This is a genomic window from Brevibacillus sp. FSL L8-0520 (assembly GCF_037963895.1).
GTDB lineage: Bacteria > Bacillota > Bacilli > Brevibacillales > Brevibacillaceae > Brevibacillus > Brevibacillus borstelensis.
The window spans coordinates 2,220,971-2,242,608 of record NZ_CP150171.1; the positions used below are offsets into that span (position 1 = coordinate 2,220,971).

Here is a 21,638-nt window from a genome sequence, read left to right on the forward strand (position 1 = left end):
TTTTTGTAAAAAATAGTGTGGGTTACCCGATCCGCAAACCTCAAAAGAGGTATTTTGCAGGCCTCTCTAAAGCGGAGCTTATTTTTTCCTTAACGATTCTTGTAGTTGTTTAGCTGGAATTAAGCTTGCTTTGGTACAATCTTGTTCGGAGGGATTGTCATGCAACAAGCGCGGATACTCATCGTCGACGACGAGAAATCGATTACGCAGATGATCGAAATGGTTCTAAAGAAAGAAGGATTTCGGCATATTTACAAGGCTTATTCGGCCAGGGAAGCCCTTGAGCTTCTGAACAGACAAGAAATGGATATCATCCTGCTCGATGTGATGCTTCCGGATCAGTCGGGGTTTGAGCTTTGTCCCAAAGTCAGGGATATTTCGCGAGCCCATATCATCTTTTTGACAGCGAGAACGTCGGATTTGGACGTTTTGACAGGGTTTGCCATCGGTGGAGACGACTATGTCACCAAGCCGTTTAATCCGCTCGAAATTGCCGCAAGAATCAAGGCCAGAGTACGGCGGGACGCAATTCTGGCAAGCTCCCAGGGAAAACAGGAGGAGCGCAGGCGGCATGACTTTGGACGCTTTGTGCTGGACGAGTCTGCGGGAGAGCTGTGGGTACAGGGAAAAATGGTTCCCTGTCCCGCCCAGGTGTACCAGTTGCTGCTTTTTTTATGCAAAAATCCGAATGTGGTGTACTCCAAATCGCAGCTGTATGAAGCGGTCTGGGGAATCGATGGCGTCGGTGACGACAATACGGTGATGGTCCACATCCGAAAGATCAGGGAACGGATCGAGGCGGACCCGGGCCATCCGCAGCTGTTGCTTACAGTCCGCGGTCTCGGGTATAAGCTCGTCAGGGGGATCGCGCCATGAGCAGCTTGCGTCGAAGGCTGGCCGCTCATTTCGCGACACAGTTCTTTTTTATCTGGCTGTTTGTTCTGGTGACGATGACCGCCCTGTTATTGCTGCTGCTGCAATACCTTGTCAATCAGGACTTGAAAAAAACCTTTCCGAACGGCGCTTTGGAGAATATCGTGACGGAAGCGAAGGCGGAACCGGGACAGGGCCAGATCGAGATACCGGTATGGTGGCGAAATCAGCTCGCCGAGTCCGGGTATTTTTTGCAGATTGTAAATGAAAAAGGCAAGGTCATTTATGCCTTTGGCAGCGGACCGGCCAGGGAGTCTTACACGGTAACCGAATTGTTGGGGATGACGGAAACAGGGCGTTTCCAAACCTTTCGCGTAACAACCTCCCTGGATCAGTCGAGAGCGCTGCGGCCTGAACCGCTGCTCTTTATGCTGGGAACGGATGACAGCAATTCGGAACGTTTGAAAACGTGGGTTGAGAGCTACGCCGAGAAAGGCAAGCTGCGGCCCCAGGCGATCCCTGAGCTTGAACGGCAGCTGGACATGAGCCGCGAGTATGTGCAGGTCATAGATGCACGAGGCAAGATCATTCAGTCAATTGGCAGCGCCGATCAAAAAGAGTCTTACCAACCGCTTGAATTGATCGCAATCCGCTCTGAGCCGGGAAGCTACTCCACAGACGTCTACACGCACTATGATCAAGCATCCGGGAATCTTTGGATTTTGCATGCAGAAAAGAAAGGCACAGGCTATTCCGATCAGCCGATCATGTCCGACGTCATCCTGGTGCTTACCGTAGCGGGAGGGGCTTTGCTGGTCATGGCGCTTGCTTTGGCCGCGTGGCATGGCGTCCGTTACAGTCAGCCGCTGCTGTTGTTTACGGACTGGTTTGAGCGAATGGGACAAGGTCGGTACGATGAAGCGTTGACTGAAAAAGAACGGAAAAAGGTATTTCGCAGAGACGGTTCCATCCGCATGCGCTATCGGCTGTACAAGGAAGTGATCGGCGGATTTTACGAGATGGCGGAGCGATTGGCTGCCACGGAGAAAGAGCGGAGCAGACTGGAAAAGACCCGGGAGGAATGGATGACAGGCATTTCGCACGATCTCAGGACGCCGCTGTCAACGATCCAGGGGTTTGGGCATCTTCTGGAAAGCGGGCAGTATACGTGGACAGACGAAGAGCTGCAAGGCATGGGGAAAATGATCCGGGAAAAGGGAGATTACATGCTCGCTTTGCTGCAGGACTTTTCACTTGCCTTCCAATTGAAAAACCAGGCGCTCAGCTTTCCGGTTGGCAAGCTGGAGATCAACGAGTTTGTGCGGAGAACCGTGCTCAGGTATGTGAATGATGTGACGCTTGCCCACGTCTCTTTTGCCTTTGAGAGCAGTCCGGATGCTATCTTCATCAAATCCGACGCCAAGTGGCTGCAACGCGTTCTGGACAATCTGATTTGGAACGGGATCAAGCACAATCCCCCAGGGGTCGCCATCACCCTCAAGACGTGGCGGGATGAACGGGAAGCGTTCATCGCCGTAGAGGACAACGGCGTAGGGTTTGACGAGGAAACAAAGCACAACCTGTTTGAAAGATACTACCGGGGAACGGCGACCGAAGACGGGACAGACGGGACCGGCCTTGGCATGAACATCGCCAAAGCGATCGTGCTTGCGCATAAAGGGAAAATTGACGTGGAATCCCAGGTTGGGCAAGGGACGCGTATTGTGTTGCGATTCCCGCTGGAAGAAACGCCAATGCTGCCGGAAAAATAGAAGCGAGGCCGAAACTACCCTGAGAAAGGGCTTTCGGCCTCTTTTACCGGCTATTCATCTCCCGTAGCAACAGGATTGTTCTCATACGATACCCAATCGCTCCAGCTTCCGGCATACAGCTTCGCATCCGGCCGTCCCGCCGCGTGCAGCGCCAGCAGGTTGGTGCACGCTGTCACGCCCGATCCGCAGTACACGATGATCTCTTTCCCTTCAAACGCTTCAAACCGGCGTTTCAGCGCTTCTTCGGGGAGCATGCGGCCATCGGCTGACAAACTGTCTTTGTAAAAATAATGCAGAGCCCCCGGGATGTGACCCGCTTTCGGATCGAGCGTCTCCATTTCGCCGCGATAACGCTCTCCTGCTCGGGAGTCTAGGAGTGCCGTTTCCTTGCTGCGGGTTTCGACTCCCTTGCAGTCGACAAGCATGCTCGTCTGAATCCGCGGTACAAATGTCCGAGGCTTCGGTACGGGTATCTCGCTTGTGACGGGATATCCGGCGTTTTTCCAGGCTGCAAATCCACCGTCCAGCACAGCCACCTTGTCATGTCCGGCGTAGCGGAGGAGCCACCAGAGGCGCCCGGCATAGGACATTTCCTGGTCGTCGTAGGCGATCACCGTCACCTCCTGATCGATGCCGGAGCGAGAGAACAGGGAGGCGAGCTGTTCTTCGCCTGGGATAGGATGACGCCCGCCGTGCTGTTCTTTCGGCCCGGAGAGATCTCGGTTTAGATGAAAGTACAGGGCGCCGGGAATATGCTCCTCGCGGTATTGCTCTTCGCCCAGTTCAGGGTTGCTCAGAGCAAAACGGCAATCTGCTACCAGAATATTCGGATCGTTTACATGATCGCGAAGCCATTGCGGAGTAACGAGTGCTTGCATATGTCTCCCTCTTTCTTTTTTCCTTCATCATAGCAGATGGGTCTTTTCTTCGGTACAATGTTTGTTGAACATATTGGACAGCTTTTTCAGGAGCAGGACACAGCCGTTTCGTACATGGCTGCGTCCTTTTTTTGTTTGCTAGCGCAAAGGGAGAATGATATTCCAAACAGAAAAACATTGACTTTTATAGACAATAAAATAAAATGTTTATCAAATAACAAACTTTAACTAAAAGTGTTTGTTTGTTAAAAGAACAACTTGGAGGGAGAAAAATGCAAATGCCAACGACTGCAGAACATAGGGCTGTTATCGTATCGGAAAACTATGATCGGATTGACGGCCGACTCGCCCGAAATACGGATGCAAAAGCCCTTTCGTTGGGGTTGTCACAACAGAACGAGAGAGGGAAGGCCGGTATTTTGGCCAAGGTATGGAGACACACGGGAGAAGAATGGTCAGAGCAATCGGAGGAGCTGCCGCTTCATCGCGTTCTTGATTTGTCCATTCTCGTCTGCCGGTCCCTTGAGCATTTTCGCGAAGCATACAGATTTGAGCATTTATACGATCCGCAAAAGCCCGTCATCGACCGGATTGGCTTGCAAGGGGACGCCATGAACGTGGCGATTTGCACAGACAATGAGAGGATTCATGAAGATATCAAGCAGTTCAGTCTGGCGCTGAGCCAGGACGATGAAATGATCGGCGAACGTCTCCGGATGTTGTCAAAAATTTTAAAGGATATGGGATACTGACATGTTGGCGAATCCATATGTACGAACGGTTATCCTCTCCCGCGTGCTGCTGCAGCTGGGAATTTGGATCAGGAATTATGCCGTGCTTCTTTATGTCACCGACCTGACAAAAAATGATCCCGTTTACGTATCGCTGATTGCGGTTGCGGAATTCGCTCCGATCTTTTCGTTTGGCCTTATTGGGGGGACCTTTGCCGACCGCTGGCGGCCGAAGCGGACGATGGTCTGGAGCGATCTTGTTTCAGCCTTGTCCGTCGGAGCTGTGATGCTTGTCCTCATGAACGGCGGGTGGATTCCGCTGCTCATCGGCACATTTATTTCTGCGAGCCTGTCCCAATTTTCTCAGCCTTCGGCGATGAAGCTGTACAAGCGGCATGTGCCGGCTGAACAACTGCAGGGCGTGATGGCGATGTCCCAAACGCTTGTCGCTGTCTTTATGGTTTTGGGACCGGTCATCGGCACGTTTATTTTCATCCAGTTTGGACTGCAAGCCTCTCTGATTTTGACGGCCGTTCTGTTCCTGGGGTCTTCCCTTGTATTGGCGACGCTTCCCAGTGACACGGACGAGCCGAACTCTGGCGATACCGGCAGCTTTAAAAAGGAGTTGCAGGCCGGACTTCGCTATATCGCCTCCAATCAATCCCTGCGGACACTCTGCCTGACTTTCTCGGCTGTCGGGTTGGCTTCAGGACTGACGCAACCGCTTCAAATCTTCCTAGTCATCGAGAATTTGGGACAGGACAAACAATTTTTGCAGTGGTTGGTAATGACCAATGGGGCAGCCATGCTGGCAGGCGGAGCTGTCATCGTCGGGATAGCCAAAAAGGTGAAGCCGCAGCTGCTGCTCATGGTAGGCTTGCTTGTCACGGCCGTATGTACGATCGGATTGGGCGCTTCTACGAAAATGGGGATGACGATTGTTTTATTGGTGATCAGCGGGTTGTTTTTCCCTTGTATTCAAGGAGGAATTCAGACGCTTATTGTCCGCAATACGGAAGGGGCATTTATTGGCCGGGTATCCGGAACGATCACGCCTGTTTTTATGGGAATGATGGTGATCGGCATGTTCGTATCCGGCTATCTGAAGGATGCGTTTTCCCTGTTTGCGGTATATGTGGCGAGCGGTGTCTTGATTATGATCGGCGCCTCAATGCTGCTCCCCCTCATAGCCCAGAAAAGGAGCTTGGATGAGAGGAGACCCGCATCATGACGATTGGAGGAAAAATGGGATGACTGCATATGGAGAATGTGTTTTGTCACCTGAAAGACAGCTGACCGATGCAGAAAAAAAGCTGATTTGGAAAAAGGCATGGACTCATAAGGTCAGCGAAGAAGAACGTCGCATCACGAATGAAGTAAAGCGCAACTGGAATCGCGGGGAAATGAAAATCGCCAACATATTGTTGGAAGGGGACGCCGGTTCAGGCAAGACACAACTGGCCAAAGCATTATCGGCGAATTTCGGGCTGCCGTATACGAAAGTGACCTGTTTTGCCGATATGGATAAATCGGATATTATCGGCGCTATTTTGCCGGTGATTTCCACGGAACGTTTAGACGAAATGGAGCCTTGGGAGCAAACGGCACTGCAGGCATTGTATGAAAGCGACGGCTTTCAAAGCGCAACGGAAGTTTTGACAGACGCGCTGGGGATTCCGCAGGAACAGGCAGCCTTGAAGATGAAGCAATTGCTGAGGCTGGCAGCGGAAAAAACGGATGGAGAAGCGGTGGAGTACCGGTGGAGTACCGATTTTACCCTTCGGAGATCGTCAGAGCCTATCAAAACGGGTACCTGCTGGAAATCCAGGAACCAAACGTGATTCGCGATGCTGCGGTGTTGATGGCATTAAACTCTGCTCTGGAGCTGGATGGCAGCATCAATCTGCCCACCGGGGTCATACACAGGCATCCCGATTTCATCGCGGTGATCACAACGAATCGCAGTTATGCGGGAACCAGACCGTTAAACGAAGCGCTGCGCGACAGGGTTCAGCATGCGGAAAAGATGGACCTGCCGACCAAAGAGGTCATGATCGAACGCGTAATGGCCAAAACCGGATTCCACGATGAAAAGGTGTTGGATACTTTAGCGGAAATCATTATGATTCTGGACAAAACCGCCAGAGCCAATGCGATCAAAGGCGTAGCGGGCATGCGTTCCTTCTTCTACTGGGTAGATGCGATTGCCGGAGGAGCTTTGGCGAAAGAATCCCTTTATCATAAGGTCATCTACAAGATCACAACCGATCCGGAAGAGATACTCATTCTGGAAGAGGCTCTGCTCAATCATGGTTTGCTTGCCAGTTTGGAAGAAGCCCGGATCGAACGTAAAAAAAAAAACGGAAATCTGACGATGCGATAGAGATCAGGACATGGGGAGATATAGACGAGAGCGGTTTTGACACCGACAGCCATGCCGCGGAAAAGGGAATCGCATTGAAAAAATCTGCCGATAGTGACAAGAGCTCCTCGCGTGTCACAGACGATTCCGCCCATATCGAACGTACAGGTTTGGGCGACGATGGCTCTCCCACATATCATCAGACAAATCCTGAATCAATGTCAGAGGTTGAGAAACAAAAGGAACGCGATTTCCGCAAAAAGCTGAATCAAGACGCAAGAGCGGTGGTTTCCGATTCCATTCATAAAAAAGTAAAGCTCATTGTGCACCGTCCAGACTACGATCAGGAAGACCAGCAGGAATATGTCCGGCTCAGCAAGGAGCTCATGCCGACCGTGAAGGAATTTGCGAGAAAGACGCTTCCGTACTTGGAGCATGAGGTGTCCTCCGACTTTGCACGGAACCGTTGCTACGGCAGCAAATTTCAAGCAGAAAGCGTCGCTTACAGGGATTACAGGTATTTTGCCAAGAAACGGCCTCCAACAGAATCCCCTTCACTTGTCGTTGGTATCAGGGTCGATGAATCCGCATCCATGTCAGCTTTTGGGAGATTGGAAGCAGCCAAGCGCGCTGTCATCGCGGTATATGAATTTTGTCAGCTTTGCGATATTCCCGTATTGATCTACGGCGATACTGCGGATGTTTCCAAGCTGGAACAAATGTCGATTTTCGCATACACCGATTTTGATAAAAGGGATGCGCATGACCGATACAGGCTTATGAGGATTCGTGCGAGAAGCAATAACCGCGATGGAATGGCCCTGAGAATAATGGCCGAACGATTGGCCGTCTCGCCGCAACAGACAAAGCTGTTGATCAGCATAAGCGACGGTCAGCCCAAAGCAATGGATGAGTATACCGGAAGCTATGCGGTTGCTGACATGAAGCAGACAATCGAGGAATACGAACGGAAGGGAGTCATTTTTCTTGCGGCCGCAATCGGGCAAGACAAGGATGTGATTAGTGACATCTACGGAAAGGAAAGATTTTTGGATATTGCCAATTTGCATGAGTTTCCTGCAAAGTTGGTTCGGATTATTGCCCGTCATTTGTGATGACAGATGGCCCCATTTCAAATGAAAGGACCCTGCAGCCATTGCAGGGTCCTGATTTCATAAGGAAAGCGAATCAAGCAAAACAAATCGAACAGCATCTGCGTATAATAGCAGGCAAACATCTACGGTGCACGGGATCAACCAATTACCGCGTTTGCCAGCCTAGCTGCTGAAAAAACCGCTACGGCTGGAATGCTTCCGGCGGTAGTACGAATGGCCGTAAGACTTATGTCCGCGCCCGAAGAGGCCGCGATGACGGTAGTCGCTGCTGCTGTAGCGCTTGTACCCGCGATGTCCTCCTTTGAACAAAAAGCCTGCTCCTTTTTTGAGGAGGGCGAAAACAACGGCCACCACGATGACGATCAGCAGCAGGCCGATTCCGAGAATCGCTAACAGTACGGACATACACATCGTCTCCTTAGTAGAGCGGGATATCTACGTTTACGGCAGACCGGGCAAATGGTTTCAAGCTTTGGGTCGTCTACGAGCCCATGTGCAGGTACTTTTCGTATGGGGAGTAGTCGATTTGTTTTTTCTTGAGATGGTCGATTAAAAATTTGTGGTCCCGCTTTGGCGTCGCGAGTATGTAGCCTTTTACGATCAGATCCAGATCGATCGACGTCGCTTTCTCATCCAGGGCAAGCTTGCCGATTTTGGCAGCGATGCTGCGCCTGGCCACATCCCGAAACAGCTGAGGGACGGGTTCTACCAGTTCATTCAGGAGAGCCAGTCCGTCCTCCGTCCACATGGAGCGGGTTTGCTCGATATAGTAGTCCTGCCAGTCGAGTTCCGATTTGCCGTCCTGCTTGGGCATCGATTTCAGGAACTTGCGGAACATGAAGAAACCGCCGATTCCCATGAGCGAGACCAGGACAACCGTCCAGCCGACGATAAATACGGAGAATCCTGTGGACAATTGCGTCATGTTTGTACACCTCGTTCCAATCAATTACACTGGAAAAAGCCCTATCTAGAGAAGTGTATCGCATTTTTGCCTTTCCAACAAATCTTTTTGCATAAAAAGTCAAAGGCGCTGTTTGCTCTTCCCAAGTATGCATACTATTTAGTATGATTAGAATGAATCTCAGAAGGGGTTGACGCTCATGTTCAAGCTTGGACAACGTGTCGTCATCGTTGCTGACTCCTTTGAACAAGGTATGCCAATCGGAGAATACGGGTATCTCATCGGCAGAGACCGCAATCCGGACAGCGCATTTTCCTGGATTGTCCGTATTCCCAAGATCGATAAGCAGTACGCCGTAGTGGAGGATGACATCGCTCTGGAGGAGACTCTGCTGGAACAGGAAGCAGATCGTATCCAGAAAGAGGCCCTGCTTGACTTCGCATTGGCAACACGCAACGAAGCCCTGTTCCGTCAACTGATGGGTATTCAGGACGAAGCAGCGGAAAATGGCGAACCAGTGAAAGAATCAATGGAAGAATTTATCCGGAAAGTGAATATAAAAGCCTGGATTTAGGAACGGGAGACGAAGGAAGCGGGCGGTTTTCTATTACGGGAAATCGTTCGTTCTCTTTTGGGGAGATGCTCCTGTAGCTCCTTTGACCAAAAGAAAGAGAGGCTGTTTCATGTCAGAATTTGTGACCTTTACGAATGAGTTTGGCCAGACTGTGCAAATGTCGCGTGAGGACTATCAAAAGAAAGTGATTCCGCAAAATTTGGACAAGTACTGGGAGGACAAGGAAAAGCTGCGTGACTTTGCGATGGAGCTGGTCCGCGACAAGTTTCCCGTGCAGGCTGCCATTGCCGCTGACCGGCTGCTGGAATTGTACGGTCCGATTGAGTCCGCGCTCATTTTTCGGGCTGTCGTGCACATGCAGGCAGGGGAATACGATCGGGCCAAGAAAATGCTGCTCGACTGTCTCGAGCGTTTTCCGTCTTCAGGTACGGCTTGTACCAATCTGGCCAAGCTCTACGCCCTGGAAGGGGAGGAGGCAAAGGCCTTTGAGACGCTGGAAGCGGGACTGTTCAAAGATCCGAACCAGGAAAACGGCTTGAATATGTACGTGGAAAGCTTTTTGCAATTCAACAAGCGGGACGAGCTGCGCAAGCGCCTGGAAGCCCTTATGGCCAAAGAGGGGGCTTGGCGTCCCCATCTTCACATGGCCCGTTTGGCGATGACAGAGGAAAATCTTTTGAAGGCGATGCAGTGGTACAAGGAAGCGATCCAGCGGGCACCGGAAAAGGAAGAGGTCATCATGACGGTAACGGGAGAGCTGGGGCAAGCCGGGTACGTGTACCAGCTGATTCAGATTTGCGAGGAGTATTGGTCGCCTGAGGAGATTGCCTACCCGTTTACGGGCTTCAACTATGCCAATGCACTGCTGTCCACAGACCAAAAGGAAAAAGCGATCGCCGTCTTGCGCGAAATGCAGCAGCACATATCTGAGCAGTACAAGCCGATGATCGACCACTTTATCGCGAGGATACCCGGAGCTGACGAGGTGGAAGCGGCGATGAAGAAAAGCAGCCAGAGCGAACAGCCAGAGGAAGCGGGAAAAAAGAGCAAGTGGAAGTTCTGGCGATAGAGAAGCAGACAATGCGCCCGTGCCTGTGCCGGGCGCTTTCTGTTGGCACGGCGCCGACGCCGATGAACAGGATGATTGGAAAAATGATTGGTCCAAAAACGGATACAAATGACGACATATACGGCCCCTTCCATCTGTTGTTTGCATCAGTATAATCTGGATTTTATGATAGGTAAATTCTATTAAAACCATAATTATTATAGAAACTACCTATAACAGAGATGAAGTCGCTCGCTTTTTCTTCTGCCCATGTAAAAAACGGCGCTGCCCGCGATTTTCGCAAGCAACGCCGCTTTGCTGCCATCTATTTGAACTGGCTGGTGAGTCTCCTCTCGAGAAGCGCGACACCTTGATACATGAGTGTTGCGACGACTGCGATGATCGCGAGAGCCACCATGACCAGAGTAAAATTGAATACCTGGAAGCCGTAAATAATCAAGTAGCCGAGCCCCATTTTCGAGACGAGAAATTCACCGACGATCACCCCTACCCAGGAGAGGCCGACATTCACCTTCAAGGTTGAGAGGATGGCGGGGATGGTCGAGGGGAGAATTACCATGCGGAAAATCTGCCGCTTGTTCCCTCCGAGCGTTTGAACGACCTTGACGTAATTTTGGTTGACTTCCTTGAAGCTGGTGTAAATGACGATGGTCGTGATAATCACTGAGATCGCACAGCCCATCGCGATAATGGACAACAGGCCGGGACCGAGGAAGACGATGAACACCGGGCCTAGCGCTACTTTAGGCATGCTGTTCAACACGACCAGATAAGGGTCGAGTACCCGGGAGAGGAATGGCGACCACCAGATGAGCGTGGCCAGCAGTGTTCCCAGCAGCGTCCCCAAGAGAAAGCCCACGACGGTCTCCCAGACGGTCATTCCGATATGGGGAAGGAGTCTGCCGTCCAGCAGTTGTGCCCAAAACAGCTCCCACATCTTGGAGGGATAGCTGAAAATGAGCACGTTGATGGCATTGATGCGGGCCAGCCACTCCCAGACACCGACAAAAACGACGAAGATCGACAACTGGGTTAAAAGAATCAGATTTCGTTCTTTCGCTTTCTGTTTGATGTGATCCCGGTGGATCGCTTCAATTTCCTTTGGTTGCATCGGAGACCACCTCCATCTCTTTCCAGACTTGATGGAACAGGTCCTGAAATCCAGGCAGGTTGCGGGCATCAAAGGGAAGTGCGCTGCGGATTTCTGCCGGGACAGCGACTTCACTGTTGATGCGTCCGGGATTGCGGGCAAGGATGTAGATACGGTCTCCCATCGCGATTGACTCCGACAGATCGTGTGTCACGAGGATGGCAGTCTTTTTGTGACGGCGCAAGGCCGAAAAAATCAGGTCCTCCAGCTTCAGCTTGGTCTGGTAGTCGAGTGCCGAGAACGGTTCGTCAAGCAGCAGAATATCAGGCTGACAGGCGAGTGTCCGCACGAGCGCCACCCGTTGACGCATGCCGCCGGAAAGCTGTGCAGGGTAAGAGTGGCGCACATCGGCCAGCTCCATCTCAGCCAGCAGATGCAGAGCGTAATCCTCTGTTTCTTTATTTCGGATTCCCTGAATGTCCAGACCGAGAAATACGTTTTCTTCGATCGTCCGCCAGTTGAACAGATAATCCTGCTGCAGCATGTATCCTACCTGGCGAGAGGTCCCCTGCACGCTGGCGCCTTCGATCAGCACCTTGCCGGCAGTAGGCTTCTCCAGACCGGCTATCAGCGAAAGCAGCGTCGTTTTTCCGCATCCACTGGGGCCGACCAGACAGATGAACTCGCCTTCCTCCACGCGCAGGTTGATGTCCCTGACCGCCATGAACGCCCTGGAAGTCGATACGTAGAGATGCGTGACGTGGCGTAGCTCAATCTTGGCCGGCGTAGAAAGAAGCTGGTTCATGTTTTTTACTTCCCTTCTTTAGCGGTTTTGGCAAAGGTGGTATTGACGAGCTTGGCGTAATCCATACGCTGCTTCAATTCACCTGCTGAGTCCATAATGTCCTGAAGCTGATTCCATTCGGTTTCGTCCAGGATCGGATCTGTCGCAAAGGAGCCTTGCTCCAGATAGCGCTTGATCGAGCTCTCCAGAATTTCCGGCTTGATGTCCTGGAAGTAGGGAGCGATTACCTCAGCTATCTCTTTTGGAGAGTGGGACGCTACCCATTGTTGCCCTTTATAGATTGCATTGGTAAACTTTTGAATAGCGGTTTGATGCTTGTCGAGGTAGCTTTGCTTTGTCATAAAGACCGTGTACGGCACAGTGCCGCTCTCCTTGCCGAACGATGCAACGACATGGCCGATCCCGTTCAGTTCAAACTGCGAGGCTTCGGGCTCGAACAACTGCACGAATTCGCCGGTTCCGGAGGCAAAGGCAGAAGCGACGTTTTTAAACTCGATATTTTGGATGAGCTCCAGATCCGCATGCGGATCAATCTTGTTCTTTTTCAGTACATACTCGCCGACCATTTGAGGCATCCCACCCTTGCGCTGGCCGAGGAAGACGCTGCCCTTCAATTGGTCAAACGAAAAGTTGTCGATTTTCTTGCGCGACACCAGGAATGTGCCGTCGGTCTGGGTCAACTGCGCAAAATTTATCACCGGATCTTGAGCACCCTGCTGGGCGACATAAATACTCGTTTCCGAGCCGACCAGGGCCACGTCGATCCCGTCCGATAGCAGCGCTGTCATGGTTTTGTCTCCGCCCCACGTCGTGCTCAGCTCTACTTCGAGACCCTCTTCTTTAAAGAAGCCCTTTTCGAGCGCAACGTATTGCGGCGCGTAAAACAGGGAACGGGTCACTTCGCCGATTCGGATTTTTTCTGTGCCCCCGGAGCAGCCGCTTATGATCGCGGTCAGTGCCAGGGAGGCAGCCAGACCCAATGAAAGTAAACGCTTCATCCTCAACCCTCCTGTCAGGTGGTTACCTGAACGATTGACAAATTTTCAACGGTTCGATAGGGACCAACGCCAACGGTACCTATCGGGTAAAGTCGCCGGCTGGGCTACAGAGCTCTGTTGCACCGTCGGCATGGATAAAACCTGTGCTTCGCAGCGAAGCTCCGCCAATAAACCTGGCGATGCCAAGTTTTTAATAACGTATGCGCCCAGAGAAAAAAGGGTGAATGCCCAATAGGCGGACAGGCACCGAAAGAAAAGAGAATAAAGGAGAACGTGAACAGACATGCAAGTGACGTTTTTAGGTACAGGTTCGGGTGCCCCTTCCACCAGAAGAAATGTAAGCGGAATCGCCCTCAGTTTTGACCAGAGCGCAAAATGGTGGCTGTTTGACTGCGGGGAAGGAACACAGCACCAAATCCTTCGCTCGCGGCTAAAGCTCAGTCAGCTTGAGAAAATCTTTATTACCCACCTTCACGGGGACCATTTATACGGGCTGATCGGTCTGCTCGCCAGCCGTTCGTTGCGAAATGACAGTGCTGCGTCGGTAGAGCTGTACGGTCCTCCAGGAGTGGAGCGATATGTCAAGGCCGTGATGGATGTTAGCCCCGTGCATCTGCATTATCAGCTCCATATCAAGATCATCGAAGAGGGAACGATTTTTGAGGACGGGGACTTTACCGTCGCCTGCAGGAAGGTTCAGCACCGGGTGCCAGCCTATGCCTATGCTGTTCACGAAAAGGAAAAGCCGGGTCCCTTTTTGGTAGAGCGGGCGAAAGCAGCCGGTATTCCGGCCGGGCCGCTGTACGCTGCTCTGAAACGGGGAGAACAGGTCATGCTTCCGGATGGACGAGTCGTCGACGGAAAAGATTTTGTCGGACCTTCCCAAAAGGGCAGGGCAGTTGTGTTCAGTGGAGATACGGAGCCCTGCGAAGCGGTCAAGGAGCTGGCCAGGAATGCCGACCTGCTCGTACACGAAGCAACCTATGCGTTTGCTGACAAGGAATTGGCGGTGAGGAGCGGTCACTCGACTGCCCGTGAGGTGGCTCAGCTTGCCAAGGAGGCTGGCGTAAAGAGCCTGTGTCTGACCCATTTCAGTCCTCGGTATGAAAATGAGGATGGCGATCTGACGATGGAGGATCTGCTCAGAGAAGCCCAGGAGATCTTTCCCGAGACGGCCCTTGCCAGCGATTTTGCCTCATTCTCCGTAAAACGGGAGAGAAACACAGTGGGAGAAATGGAGAAACCCTGCTATAATGAATGATCATCGCAAGAAAGAAGGGAAACCATGAAACGGGTAACCTTTGCTTCTGCACAGGAGCTGAAGGAATACTGTCTAGAGCAGGAGCTGTCGCTGGTAGTCGAGTACCGGGACGATCAGAACAAGCAGCGCCAGGTTATCTTGTCAGGCGAGAGGCTGGAAGAGGCCGGCATGTATTTGGACCGGCCAAAAGCTGAAGCTTATTTTCGAAAGGACGGCGTCTTTCACGAAGTCATTGCCGGGTGGCAGGATGGCGGATAGCGAATCACGGATTTTCTGACCCGCGAAGAAAGCAGATATCGGGAGAGGAAAGGTGAGCTGAGGTGTCCGGTATACGGATGGGCGGCCCCATCGTGGTTCGTTACGCCATGTTTGTGCTTGGATTGTTTATTGGTGCTTTTGGATGCGTACTGATGATCAAAGCCAATCTGGGGGTATCCCCCTGGGATGTGTTTCACATCGGTTTGCAAAAAACATTTGGGTTGACCATCGGACTCTGGTCGCAAATCGTCGGTGTCATTGTCATTTTCCTGTCGTTTGTATTGGCGAAAATCAAACCGACGTTTGGCATGTTTTTAAATATGATCTGCTTCGGACTCTTTTTGGATATGTTCCTGTGGATGAACATCATCCCTGAGGTCGAAGGAATCGTCCAGCGTGTCTTGATGCTGCTGACCGGACTCCTGGTGTCAGCCGTAGGGATCGGGATGTACCTTTCGCCGCGGCTGGGAGCAGGACCACGGGACAGCTTCATGCTGGCGATGAATGAACGGATGGGATGGAGTATCCAAAGAGTCCGGTTGATTATCGAAGTGAGCGTTCTGCTGGCGGGAGCTGCTCTCGGTGGACCGGTATCGGTAGGGACCGTTCTCGTGGCTGTACTGACGGGACCGCTGATTCAACGGACGATTCCGTTCTGGCAGCAGGTGATGCAAAAGCCATATGGTATGGCAGAGCCGCTGCACCGCAAGGCAAGCTAGACCAAGAGAGAATACGCACAACTGTCAAAAGATGAGGGATATGCGGGTAACGTGATTGGGCAATAGTCCAATCACGTTTTTTGTTATGTACATACCATATGAGTAGTTTGTCGACAAAGGAGGGTGAATGGATTGAGTCTGTTCAAAGGCAACTTTGACGATTTCTCTTTGGTTCTTGTCCTCTTCGTGTTGCTGGCTATTGTCGGTTGTTCGTGCGACGACTAACGGACAGGGAACATTCGGTTCGGGTCAGAACCAAAAAGGAGAGCAGCTCATGCTCTCCTTTTTGGATTCCTTTTTCCTAGAGACCTGGCAACCGTTCCTTTACCTGCTTGCGGACTTTGGAAATCTGTTTGTCTGACAGCTTGATGCCCACCGCTTTGCTTACTTTTTTAATCAGTTTCTTCAGCTTTTTGTCATCCTTGAAATCTTTCTTTTTGTACCCTTTTGCCAGTGACTTGACGTCGCTCATGCTCAGTTTCTTCTTGCTTTTTTTATTCAATTTCTTCAACAAATCTTTTGTTTTGGCCATCGGGTTTCGTCACTCCCTTTCCCATTTGTCTGCTAGAAGGCAAAACCGCCCCATTTGCAGTCATATGGCAGCCAAGACAAAGATGTATGGACAAAAGCGGATACATGGACGCCCAATTTTTTTCGTCTGTGTATATACCCAACCCACCCACTCCGCGAATACATAAGATGATGCAGACATTTGTCACGATAGGAGGAAAAAGTGGGTTGAAAATCATCTCTTTTCATCCAAAGCAGCCGTTCCCCAAGATTTTGTCCGAGTTGCAGGAGAGGGTGTCCCGCCTCTCAGTAAAACAGCCGTGGAACTGCTATCATGATTTGTCCTGTCTTTGCGTCAGGCAGGATATGTTCGAGCTGTTTGAGGAAGAGTTCCGCAAATACAATCCCCATGTTGAAGAGAATGCCACAGTCACCGTGCACGCAGAAGACGAGGCGCACGGTGAAGACGAAGTGCCATGGGGAGTCAAGTACATCGGTGCCGAACGCATGTGGAGAAAGGGCAGGGGAAATGGAGTCAAGATTGCTGTAATTGATACAGGCATCGCCCGGGACCATTTTGAATTAAAGGATCGGGTCAAGGGCGGCGTCAATCTGGTGGGAGGAAAGCGGAACGGCCATGGTACCCATGTAGCGGGTATCATTGTGGCGGAGATGAACCATACAGGGATCGTCGGGGTTTCTCCGGAAGCGGACCTGTATGACGTGAAAGCCTTTCGCGAGGATGGAACGGCTTCATTATCCGATATTATCAGAGCCTTGAACTGGTCGATTGAAAACGAGATGGATATTGTCAATATGAGTTTTGGAATGGGACAGTACAGCGAAGCATTGGCCCGGATGGTCAAGAAAGCATCGAAGCGGGGGATTGTCATGGTCGCTTCTGCCGGGAACAACGGAGGAGAGGTGGAGTACCCGGCCAGGTACCCTGGAGTGATTGGAGTAGGTGCGATTGACCGAAACGGCAATCTGGCAGACTTCAGTGCACGGGGAAAAGGGATGAACATGAAGGCGCCAGGCGTGGAAATCTTGTCGACATGGCCGGGGGACAGCTTCCGTACACTGAACGGGACCTCGATGGCTGCACCGCATGTCACCGGCATGCTTGCGTTAAAGCTCGCCCGCAAGAAAAAAAGCAGGGTGCAGGCGGCAGGCAGCTAAGGGGATTTTTGAAAACGTGACAGCAAAAAAAAAAAGAAACCGGGTCGCATAGAGTACGGATGCAGCCCGGTTTCTTTGTGTGCCCGCCCGGATTTACCCATGAATCTTGGTGTCGTAGTCTTGCTGTACGCGGAACCATATATTAAGATCGTTAATGATACTCGCTATTTCGTGGATTTCCGAGTTCAGCTGACAGGAGCGGGGGAAATCCTCTTCGACATCCAACTGTGTCTGTTTTTCTATGATCATCGCTTCCAGCTTGATGATGCGATCCGGGATCGTGGAACGGATTTCTTCCCACTCCATCAGGATGTCTGCCCTTTCACCTGGCGAATACTCTTCCCAGTCGTGCTGAAGGGCGGGAAGACGAATACCCATCCGTTCATCGTAGACAAATTCGTAACGCAAAGGTACATTCACTCCTCTCACGTCCATCGTATCAAAAAAGGAGAAGGGGGGAAAGTGTGAAAAGAGGTGCAGGCATATGAAAGAAAAGCGGGTGCTGATCGATGCCGACGCTTGTCCCCGTCAAGCCTTGGCTATAGCCAGAACGCTATGTGCGGAAAGGGGCTGGCGATGCATCACCTTTGCCAGCTTCAATCATCAATTGACCGGTGCCGATCACGTCACAGTCGATGCCGGACCACAAGCCGTTGATATGAAACTGGCCAATGAAGCAGAGCGAGGAGACATCGTAGTCACGCAAGATATCGGCCTTGCCGCATTGATTTTGGGAAAGCGCGCAAAGGCGGTTTCACCGCATGGAACAATATTTCATTCAGAGCGAATTGCCTTCCACCTGGAAGAGCGCAATGAAAAAGCCCGGTATCGCAGAGGCGGCGGGCGTACAAGAGGTCCAGCCGCCAGAAGCGCCCAGGATGACGAGCGTTTTGCGGAAGCGCTGAGAGCGCTGATGGACGATGGGGGGGAGATTGGATGAAACAGAACAGTTCAAAATATTTGTGGGGCGCAGCCGTCTTTTTTCTTATTGCAGCTGCTCTTGTCTCCGTTTATTTCCAGGATGGTTTCGGAGCGTTTGACCAGGCAGGTTTCGCATTGGCAAAGGAGGCGCGCTCTGATGAGCTGACGATAGTGCTGACAGTGTTGACGGGTTTGGGAGGGACCAAGGCGATCGTCGCGCTTAGCGGACTTCTCGTCCTGTGGCTGTACTGGAGAGGCTACCGCCGTGAAGCGGTCATCGTGGCGATTGTCATGCTGGGGGCGGCCTGTATGAATGAGGGGATGAAAAATTCGTTTGCGAGGGAACGTCCAGTCGGACATAATCTGATTGCCAGACCGGATTCGTATTCCTTTCCCAGTGCCCATGCCATGGTCAGTTCGGTTTATTATGCGATCCTGGCGTCGCTGCTGCCGCTTATGATCCCTCGGAGTTGGGCCAAATGGGCAGCGCCGCTGCTTTATCTGTTGATTGTCGCCATTATTGCAAGTCGTGTCTATCTGGGAGTTCATTTTCCGAGCGATGTGACGACCGGTGCTTGTTTCGCGGCAGGCTGGTACTTTTTGTTCCGATTTGCACGTGCAAAATGGGGAGAGGCGGGCAAAGCATCGTACTACCCGACGTTTGCCTCCTCGCAAAAGTGAGCTTCCGAGAGACTTGCTTAAATGGAATAGCCGAATTCTTTCATCAGGCTCAGCCATTTTTCCACGCTGGGCTTGTTTTTTTTGTCCTTTGGCAGCACGATGTATGCCGAGCGCTTCGGCGGCTTGCTGCCGACAATCACCATTTCCTTGAGCGTCCCGGCAGCGAGGTCGGCTTTCACCGTAGAACGGGTAAGCAGACTGACGCCAAGACCTTCCTTGACCAGATCGATCGCCAGCTCCGCTTTGTCCACATGCAATTTGGGGACGTAGTTGCGAGGCAGAGTCTGACGAATCCATTCGTCAAACGGAGGGCCCCAGTTGACGTACAAGAGCGGCAAATTCCGAAGCTCCCGGGCGTCTATGTGAGTCGCCGCCGTCACAGAGTCGCCAGCCTTGCAGACGAGAACGATCTCGTCTTCCCATGTGGGGATCACCTCGAAATTGGGCAGGGAAGGCGGGATATAGACAATGCCGATCTGGATCATGTTATCAAGCAAATATTGGATGACATCGGAGGAGTGCCCGGTTTTGGTGCTGATGGCAATTTGCGGATAGCGATAGTGGTACTCCTTCAAGATCGGTTCCAGGGTCGATGTCCAGATGGCATTCAGGCTGCCGATGGAAAGGTAGTCTTCATAGGGCTGCAGAGAAGCTACTTCGCTCAACGCTTCATTTGCCAGCTTGAGAATGCGTTCGGCATAGGGGAGCAAGGTAAGGCCGGCCTGAGTGATCTCGACGCTTCTCTTGTCCCTCGTAAACAGAGGTTTGCCTACTTTTTCTTCCAATTGCTTGATGCGCATCGTTACCGTGGACTGGACCAGATGCAGCATTTCGGCAGCCTTGGTAAAGTTCTTGGTTTGGGCGAGTGTATAAAAAGCCCGCAGTTGTTCAAAATCCATTCACTTCTTCCCTCTTATCTAGAGAATTGATAACTCTATACAAAAAGAATCGTTTCTCAAATTATACCTTGCTTTGTAAGCTGAAGGTATCTTTATTTGCTGGACCGGAAAACAGGAGAGTGAGTGGTTGAAATGAATCGGGAGATATGGAGAGAAACCCCGGTCTCCGTCAAGCTGCTGCTGGGAACTTCTTTCATGATGAATCTGGGCTTTTATGCGTTGATTCCTTACCTGACTCTGCATCTGACGGGCAGCATCGGCTGGACGGTTGCCATGGCTGGACTGGTGCTGAGTGTACGGCAATTTTCGCAACAGGGCTTTGCCTTTTTGGGCGGGGTCGTAGCCGATAAATTCGGCTACAAGGGAACCATGGTACTGGGACTGTGGATACGGGCCATCGGCTTTGCCATGTTTGCGTTCTGTACGGAAACGTGGCATTTTTTTGTCGCAGCGATTTTGTCGGGGCTGGGAGGCTCTTTGTTTGATCCTGCAGGTTCTGCCGCCTTTGCAGTCCTTACGCCAGAATCGATTCGCAAAGAAGTATTTTCGCTGCGAAACGTATTGACCAATATCGGGATCGTCGGGTCGCAAATTGTCGGTACGGCGTTGGCTACCGTTGACTTTACGTATTTGTCGCTGTTTGCCGGCGGGATGTTTGCCGCAAACGGGCTGCTCGTGCTGTTTTTCCTGCAGCCGATCGCCGCGAAAAATACGACTCACAGCATCTGGAGCAGTATGTCCCACGTCATCAAGGATAGCCGTTTCGTGCGCTACACCATGATCCTGATGGGGTATTACTATTTGAATATGCAGTTGTTTCTCACCATCCCGCAATTGGTGGAGGATGTGACACATCAAAAGGCCGATGTAGGGATCGTGCTGTCCGCGATTTCTCTTTCCGTCATTTTGCTGCAGATGAAGGTGACGAAGTGGCTCGAAGGGTATACGCAGCGCTTTACGCTGATCGGCATCGGGACACTGGTAATGGGTGCCGGGTTGTTTTTGCTCGCCTTTGCTGATAACCTATGGATGTTAATCATCAATGCCTTTCTGTACGCGCTGGGTACCATGATCGCCGTACCTAACCTGGTGGAAGTGGTTCCTCGCTTGGCGCCTCGGGAGCATGTCGGCGCCTACTATGGATTTAACGGATATGCCCTCGCAATTGGCGGGTCTTTCGGGCAGCTTCTCGGGGGCTGGGTATATGATACTTCCCGCCAGTTGGGAGCCCCATGGCTGCCGTGGACGATTTGTCTGGTGGTCGGCATCGGAGTCGCTTGGCAAATGTACCGGATGGAACATGCCGTACAGACGGACGAAAGCGGAAAGAGCTGTACAAAAGTGGCACGTTCATAAAATTGTATAGAAGTTGAAACATTTTCCATTTGCCATTCGTATATAACGGTAGAGATGGTTGGCAATAGAGAAATGGAGGGAATCGCAAATGGAAGACATGAATAAGGTTAAACGCATGCTGCTGGTAGCCAGTTCCCTTGGGTTTGCCGTCTTTGCCATGGTGGTCATAACTGAAATCGTTCGTTTGTCGATGTAAACGTAAATGACGAAAAGCTTGCGGCTGTGGGTGGCCGCAAGCTTTTCTTTTTGGTGCGCCCAGCATGGGCGATAGCTATAGGGTGAAAGTCCCGAACGGGGGTTGGCTGTACCAACCGTTAGCTCAAGGCAAGGGTGTCGACCGCGAGGTCGAATCTGAAGGAAGCCGGCGGCAAAATCCCGACCTGAGGTACACGAACCCAATTTGAGGCTGTTGTATCCGGGCGAGTCTGCCAAACAAGACAAAGCCCCATACAGCCAAGGGATACAGTAGTAAACTTGGGCAGGTACATGGGATGAAAGTTATCGTTCTTACCTGGGGAGGTCTGCATGAAACGCCTTCAACTGTTGGTAACCGTCTCCGTAAGGAGACGCTGAACATGCAGAAGTCAGCAGAGGCCATAGTACCCGAGTAGAGGACGCTTGAATGGGGAAGGGCCGAACATCAAGTCAGCATGCGATCCATGTCTTTTGATACGGTACGTCGA

At 51.6% G+C, this 21,638-nt stretch carries 24 protein-coding genes and 1 pseudogene; 16 read left to right on the forward strand and 9 right to left on the reverse strand.

The window, feature by feature from the left end:
- Positions 1-159: 159 nt before the first annotated feature.
- On the forward strand, positions 160-876 hold the full coding sequence (locus NSQ24_RS11025; RefSeq protein WP_003387371.1) for a response regulator transcription factor: 717 nt from the start codon (positions 160-162) through the stop codon (positions 874-876).
- The gene (locus tag NSQ24_RS11030) at positions 873-2,645 is read left to right on the forward strand and encodes a HAMP domain-containing sensor histidine kinase (RefSeq protein ID WP_243014723.1); all 1,773 of its coding nucleotides are present in this window, start codon (positions 873-875) and stop codon (positions 2,643-2,645) included. Before NSQ24_RS11025 ends, NSQ24_RS11030 begins: the two co-directional genes overlap by 4 nt.
- 50 nt (positions 2,646-2,695) lie before the next feature.
- Here the strand turns inward: NSQ24_RS11030 and NSQ24_RS11035 are convergent, their stop codons facing one another.
- Positions 2,696-3,523: a sulfurtransferase gene (locus tag NSQ24_RS11035; protein ID WP_243014722.1), complete on the reverse strand. Its 828-nt coding sequence runs from the start codon at positions 3,521-3,523 to the stop codon at positions 2,696-2,698.
- 272 nt (positions 3,524-3,795) lie between these two features.
- On the opposite strand from NSQ24_RS11035, the gene NSQ24_RS11040 reads away from it, so the two are divergent.
- The 4 genes and pseudogenes from NSQ24_RS11040 (at position 3,796) to NSQ24_RS11055 (ending at position 7,731) form a co-directional block, all read left to right on the forward strand.
- Positions 3,796-4,275: a DUF6530 family protein gene (locus NSQ24_RS11040; RefSeq protein WP_003387368.1), complete on the forward strand. Its 480-nt coding sequence runs from the start codon at positions 3,796-3,798 to the stop codon at positions 4,273-4,275.
- Position 4,276: 1 nt separating this feature from the next.
- Positions 4,277-5,485: an MFS transporter gene (locus tag NSQ24_RS11045; protein ID WP_122957727.1), complete on the forward strand. Its 1,209-nt coding sequence runs from the start codon at positions 4,277-4,279 to the stop codon at positions 5,483-5,485.
- Positions 5,486-5,504: 19 nt separating this feature from the next.
- Positions 5,505-6,637, forward strand: a pseudogene (locus tag NSQ24_RS11050) (AAA family ATPase).
- A gap of 74 nt (positions 6,638-6,711) precedes the next feature.
- Entirely contained in the window at positions 6,712-7,731 is a 1,020-nt protein-coding gene (locus NSQ24_RS11055) for a nitric oxide reductase activation protein NorD (RefSeq protein WP_339167800.1), read from the forward strand.
- A gap of 162 nt (positions 7,732-7,893) precedes the next feature.
- Here NSQ24_RS11055 and NSQ24_RS11060 read toward each other — a convergent pair whose 3' ends face one another.
- Positions 7,894-8,136: a hypothetical protein gene (locus NSQ24_RS11060; protein ID WP_003387363.1), complete on the reverse strand. Its 243-nt coding sequence runs from the start codon at positions 8,134-8,136 to the stop codon at positions 7,894-7,896.
- 76 nt (positions 8,137-8,212) lie between these two features.
- The gene (locus tag NSQ24_RS11065; protein ID WP_003387362.1) at positions 8,213-8,656 is read right to left on the reverse strand and encodes a DUF2621 domain-containing protein; all 444 of its coding nucleotides are present in this window, start codon (positions 8,654-8,656) and stop codon (positions 8,213-8,215) included.
- 178 nt (positions 8,657-8,834) lie between these two features.
- Between NSQ24_RS11065 and NSQ24_RS11070 the strand changes: the two genes are divergently transcribed.
- Both NSQ24_RS11070 and NSQ24_RS11075 read left to right on the forward strand, forming a co-directional pair.
- Positions 8,835-9,209 (forward strand): hypothetical protein, encoded by a 375-nt coding sequence (locus NSQ24_RS11070; RefSeq protein WP_003387361.1) that lies wholly within the window; start codon positions 8,835-8,837, stop codon positions 9,207-9,209.
- 109 nt (positions 9,210-9,318) lie between these two features.
- Entirely contained in the window at positions 9,319-10,278 is a 960-nt protein-coding gene (locus tag NSQ24_RS11075; protein ID WP_003387360.1) for a tetratricopeptide repeat protein, read from the forward strand.
- A 304-nt stretch (positions 10,279-10,582) separates the two neighbouring features.
- On the opposite strand, the gene NSQ24_RS11080 is transcribed toward NSQ24_RS11075, so the two are convergent.
- Genes NSQ24_RS11080 through NSQ24_RS11090 form a run of 3 tightly spaced genes read right to left on the reverse strand, consistent with a single transcriptional unit; the run spans position 10,583 to position 13,171 of the window.
- Positions 10,583-11,389 carry an ABC transporter permease subunit gene (locus tag NSQ24_RS11080; RefSeq protein ID WP_003387359.1) on the reverse strand — a complete coding sequence of 269 codons (807 nt, stop codon included), beginning with the start codon at positions 11,387-11,389 and terminating at the stop codon, positions 10,583-10,585.
- A complete protein-coding gene (locus tag NSQ24_RS11085) occupies positions 11,370-12,173 on the reverse strand; it encodes an ABC transporter ATP-binding protein (RefSeq protein ID WP_003387357.1) in 804 nt (267 codons plus the stop codon). Before NSQ24_RS11085 ends, NSQ24_RS11080 begins: the two co-directional genes overlap by 20 nt.
- Before the next feature lie 5 nt (positions 12,174-12,178).
- Positions 12,179-13,171, reverse strand: coding sequence for an ABC transporter substrate-binding protein (locus tag NSQ24_RS11090; protein WP_003387355.1), 993 nt, complete (start codon positions 13,169-13,171; stop codon positions 12,179-12,181).
- Between the two features lie 283 nt (positions 13,172-13,454).
- Between NSQ24_RS11090 and rnz the strand changes: the two genes are divergently transcribed.
- The 4 genes from rnz (at position 13,455) to yjcZ (ending at position 15,634) form a co-directional block, all read left to right on the forward strand.
- Entirely contained in the window at positions 13,455-14,432 is a 978-nt protein-coding gene (gene rnz / locus NSQ24_RS11095; protein ID WP_003387354.1) for a ribonuclease Z, read from the forward strand.
- Between the two features lie 24 nt (positions 14,433-14,456).
- Positions 14,457-14,690: a hypothetical protein gene (locus NSQ24_RS11100; protein ID WP_003387353.1), complete on the forward strand. Its 234-nt coding sequence runs from the start codon at positions 14,457-14,459 to the stop codon at positions 14,688-14,690.
- 77 nt (positions 14,691-14,767) lie between these two features.
- Positions 14,768-15,409, forward strand: a complete 642-nt coding sequence (locus NSQ24_RS11105) for a YitT family protein (RefSeq protein ID WP_003387352.1) — start codon at positions 14,768-14,770, stop codon at positions 15,407-15,409.
- Between the two features lie 123 nt (positions 15,410-15,532).
- Positions 15,533-15,634 carry a sporulation protein YjcZ gene (gene yjcZ / locus NSQ24_RS11110; RefSeq protein ID WP_122957726.1) on the forward strand — a complete coding sequence of 34 codons (102 nt, stop codon included), beginning with the start codon at positions 15,533-15,535 and terminating at the stop codon, positions 15,632-15,634.
- A 76-nt stretch (positions 15,635-15,710) separates the two neighbouring features.
- Here yjcZ and NSQ24_RS11115 read toward each other — a convergent pair whose 3' ends face one another.
- A complete protein-coding gene (locus NSQ24_RS11115) occupies positions 15,711-15,941 on the reverse strand; it encodes a stage VI sporulation protein F (RefSeq protein ID WP_003387351.1) in 231 nt (76 codons plus the stop codon).
- A 206-nt stretch (positions 15,942-16,147) separates the two neighbouring features.
- Between NSQ24_RS11115 and NSQ24_RS11120 the strand changes: the two genes are divergently transcribed.
- Positions 16,148-17,098 (forward strand): S8 family peptidase, encoded by a 951-nt coding sequence (locus tag NSQ24_RS11120; protein WP_003387350.1) that lies wholly within the window; start codon positions 16,148-16,150, stop codon positions 17,096-17,098.
- A gap of 93 nt (positions 17,099-17,191) precedes the next feature.
- Here the strand turns inward: NSQ24_RS11120 and NSQ24_RS11125 are convergent, their stop codons facing one another.
- On the reverse strand, positions 17,192-17,506 hold the full coding sequence (locus tag NSQ24_RS11125; protein WP_003387349.1) for a hypothetical protein: 315 nt from the start codon (positions 17,504-17,506) through the stop codon (positions 17,192-17,194).
- A gap of 76 nt (positions 17,507-17,582) precedes the next feature.
- Between NSQ24_RS11125 and NSQ24_RS11130 the strand changes: the two genes are divergently transcribed.
- Entirely contained in the window at positions 17,583-18,038 is a 456-nt protein-coding gene (locus tag NSQ24_RS11130; RefSeq protein WP_003387348.1) for a DUF188 domain-containing protein, read from the forward strand.
- A complete protein-coding gene (locus NSQ24_RS11135; RefSeq protein ID WP_172920703.1) occupies positions 18,035-18,700 on the forward strand; it encodes a phosphatase PAP2 family protein in 666 nt (221 codons plus the stop codon). Before NSQ24_RS11130 ends, NSQ24_RS11135 begins: the two co-directional genes overlap by 4 nt.
- A 17-nt stretch (positions 18,701-18,717) precedes the next feature.
- Here the strand turns inward: NSQ24_RS11135 and NSQ24_RS11140 are convergent, their stop codons facing one another.
- The gene (locus NSQ24_RS11140) at positions 18,718-19,599 is read right to left on the reverse strand and encodes a LysR family transcriptional regulator (protein ID WP_003387345.1); all 882 of its coding nucleotides are present in this window, start codon (positions 19,597-19,599) and stop codon (positions 18,718-18,720) included.
- Between the two features lie 132 nt (positions 19,600-19,731).
- On the opposite strand from NSQ24_RS11140, the gene NSQ24_RS11145 reads away from it, so the two are divergent.
- Entirely contained in the window at positions 19,732-20,955 is a 1,224-nt protein-coding gene (locus NSQ24_RS11145; RefSeq protein ID WP_003387343.1) for an MFS transporter, read from the forward strand.
- The last annotated feature ends 683 nt before the right edge of the window (positions 20,956-21,638 follow it).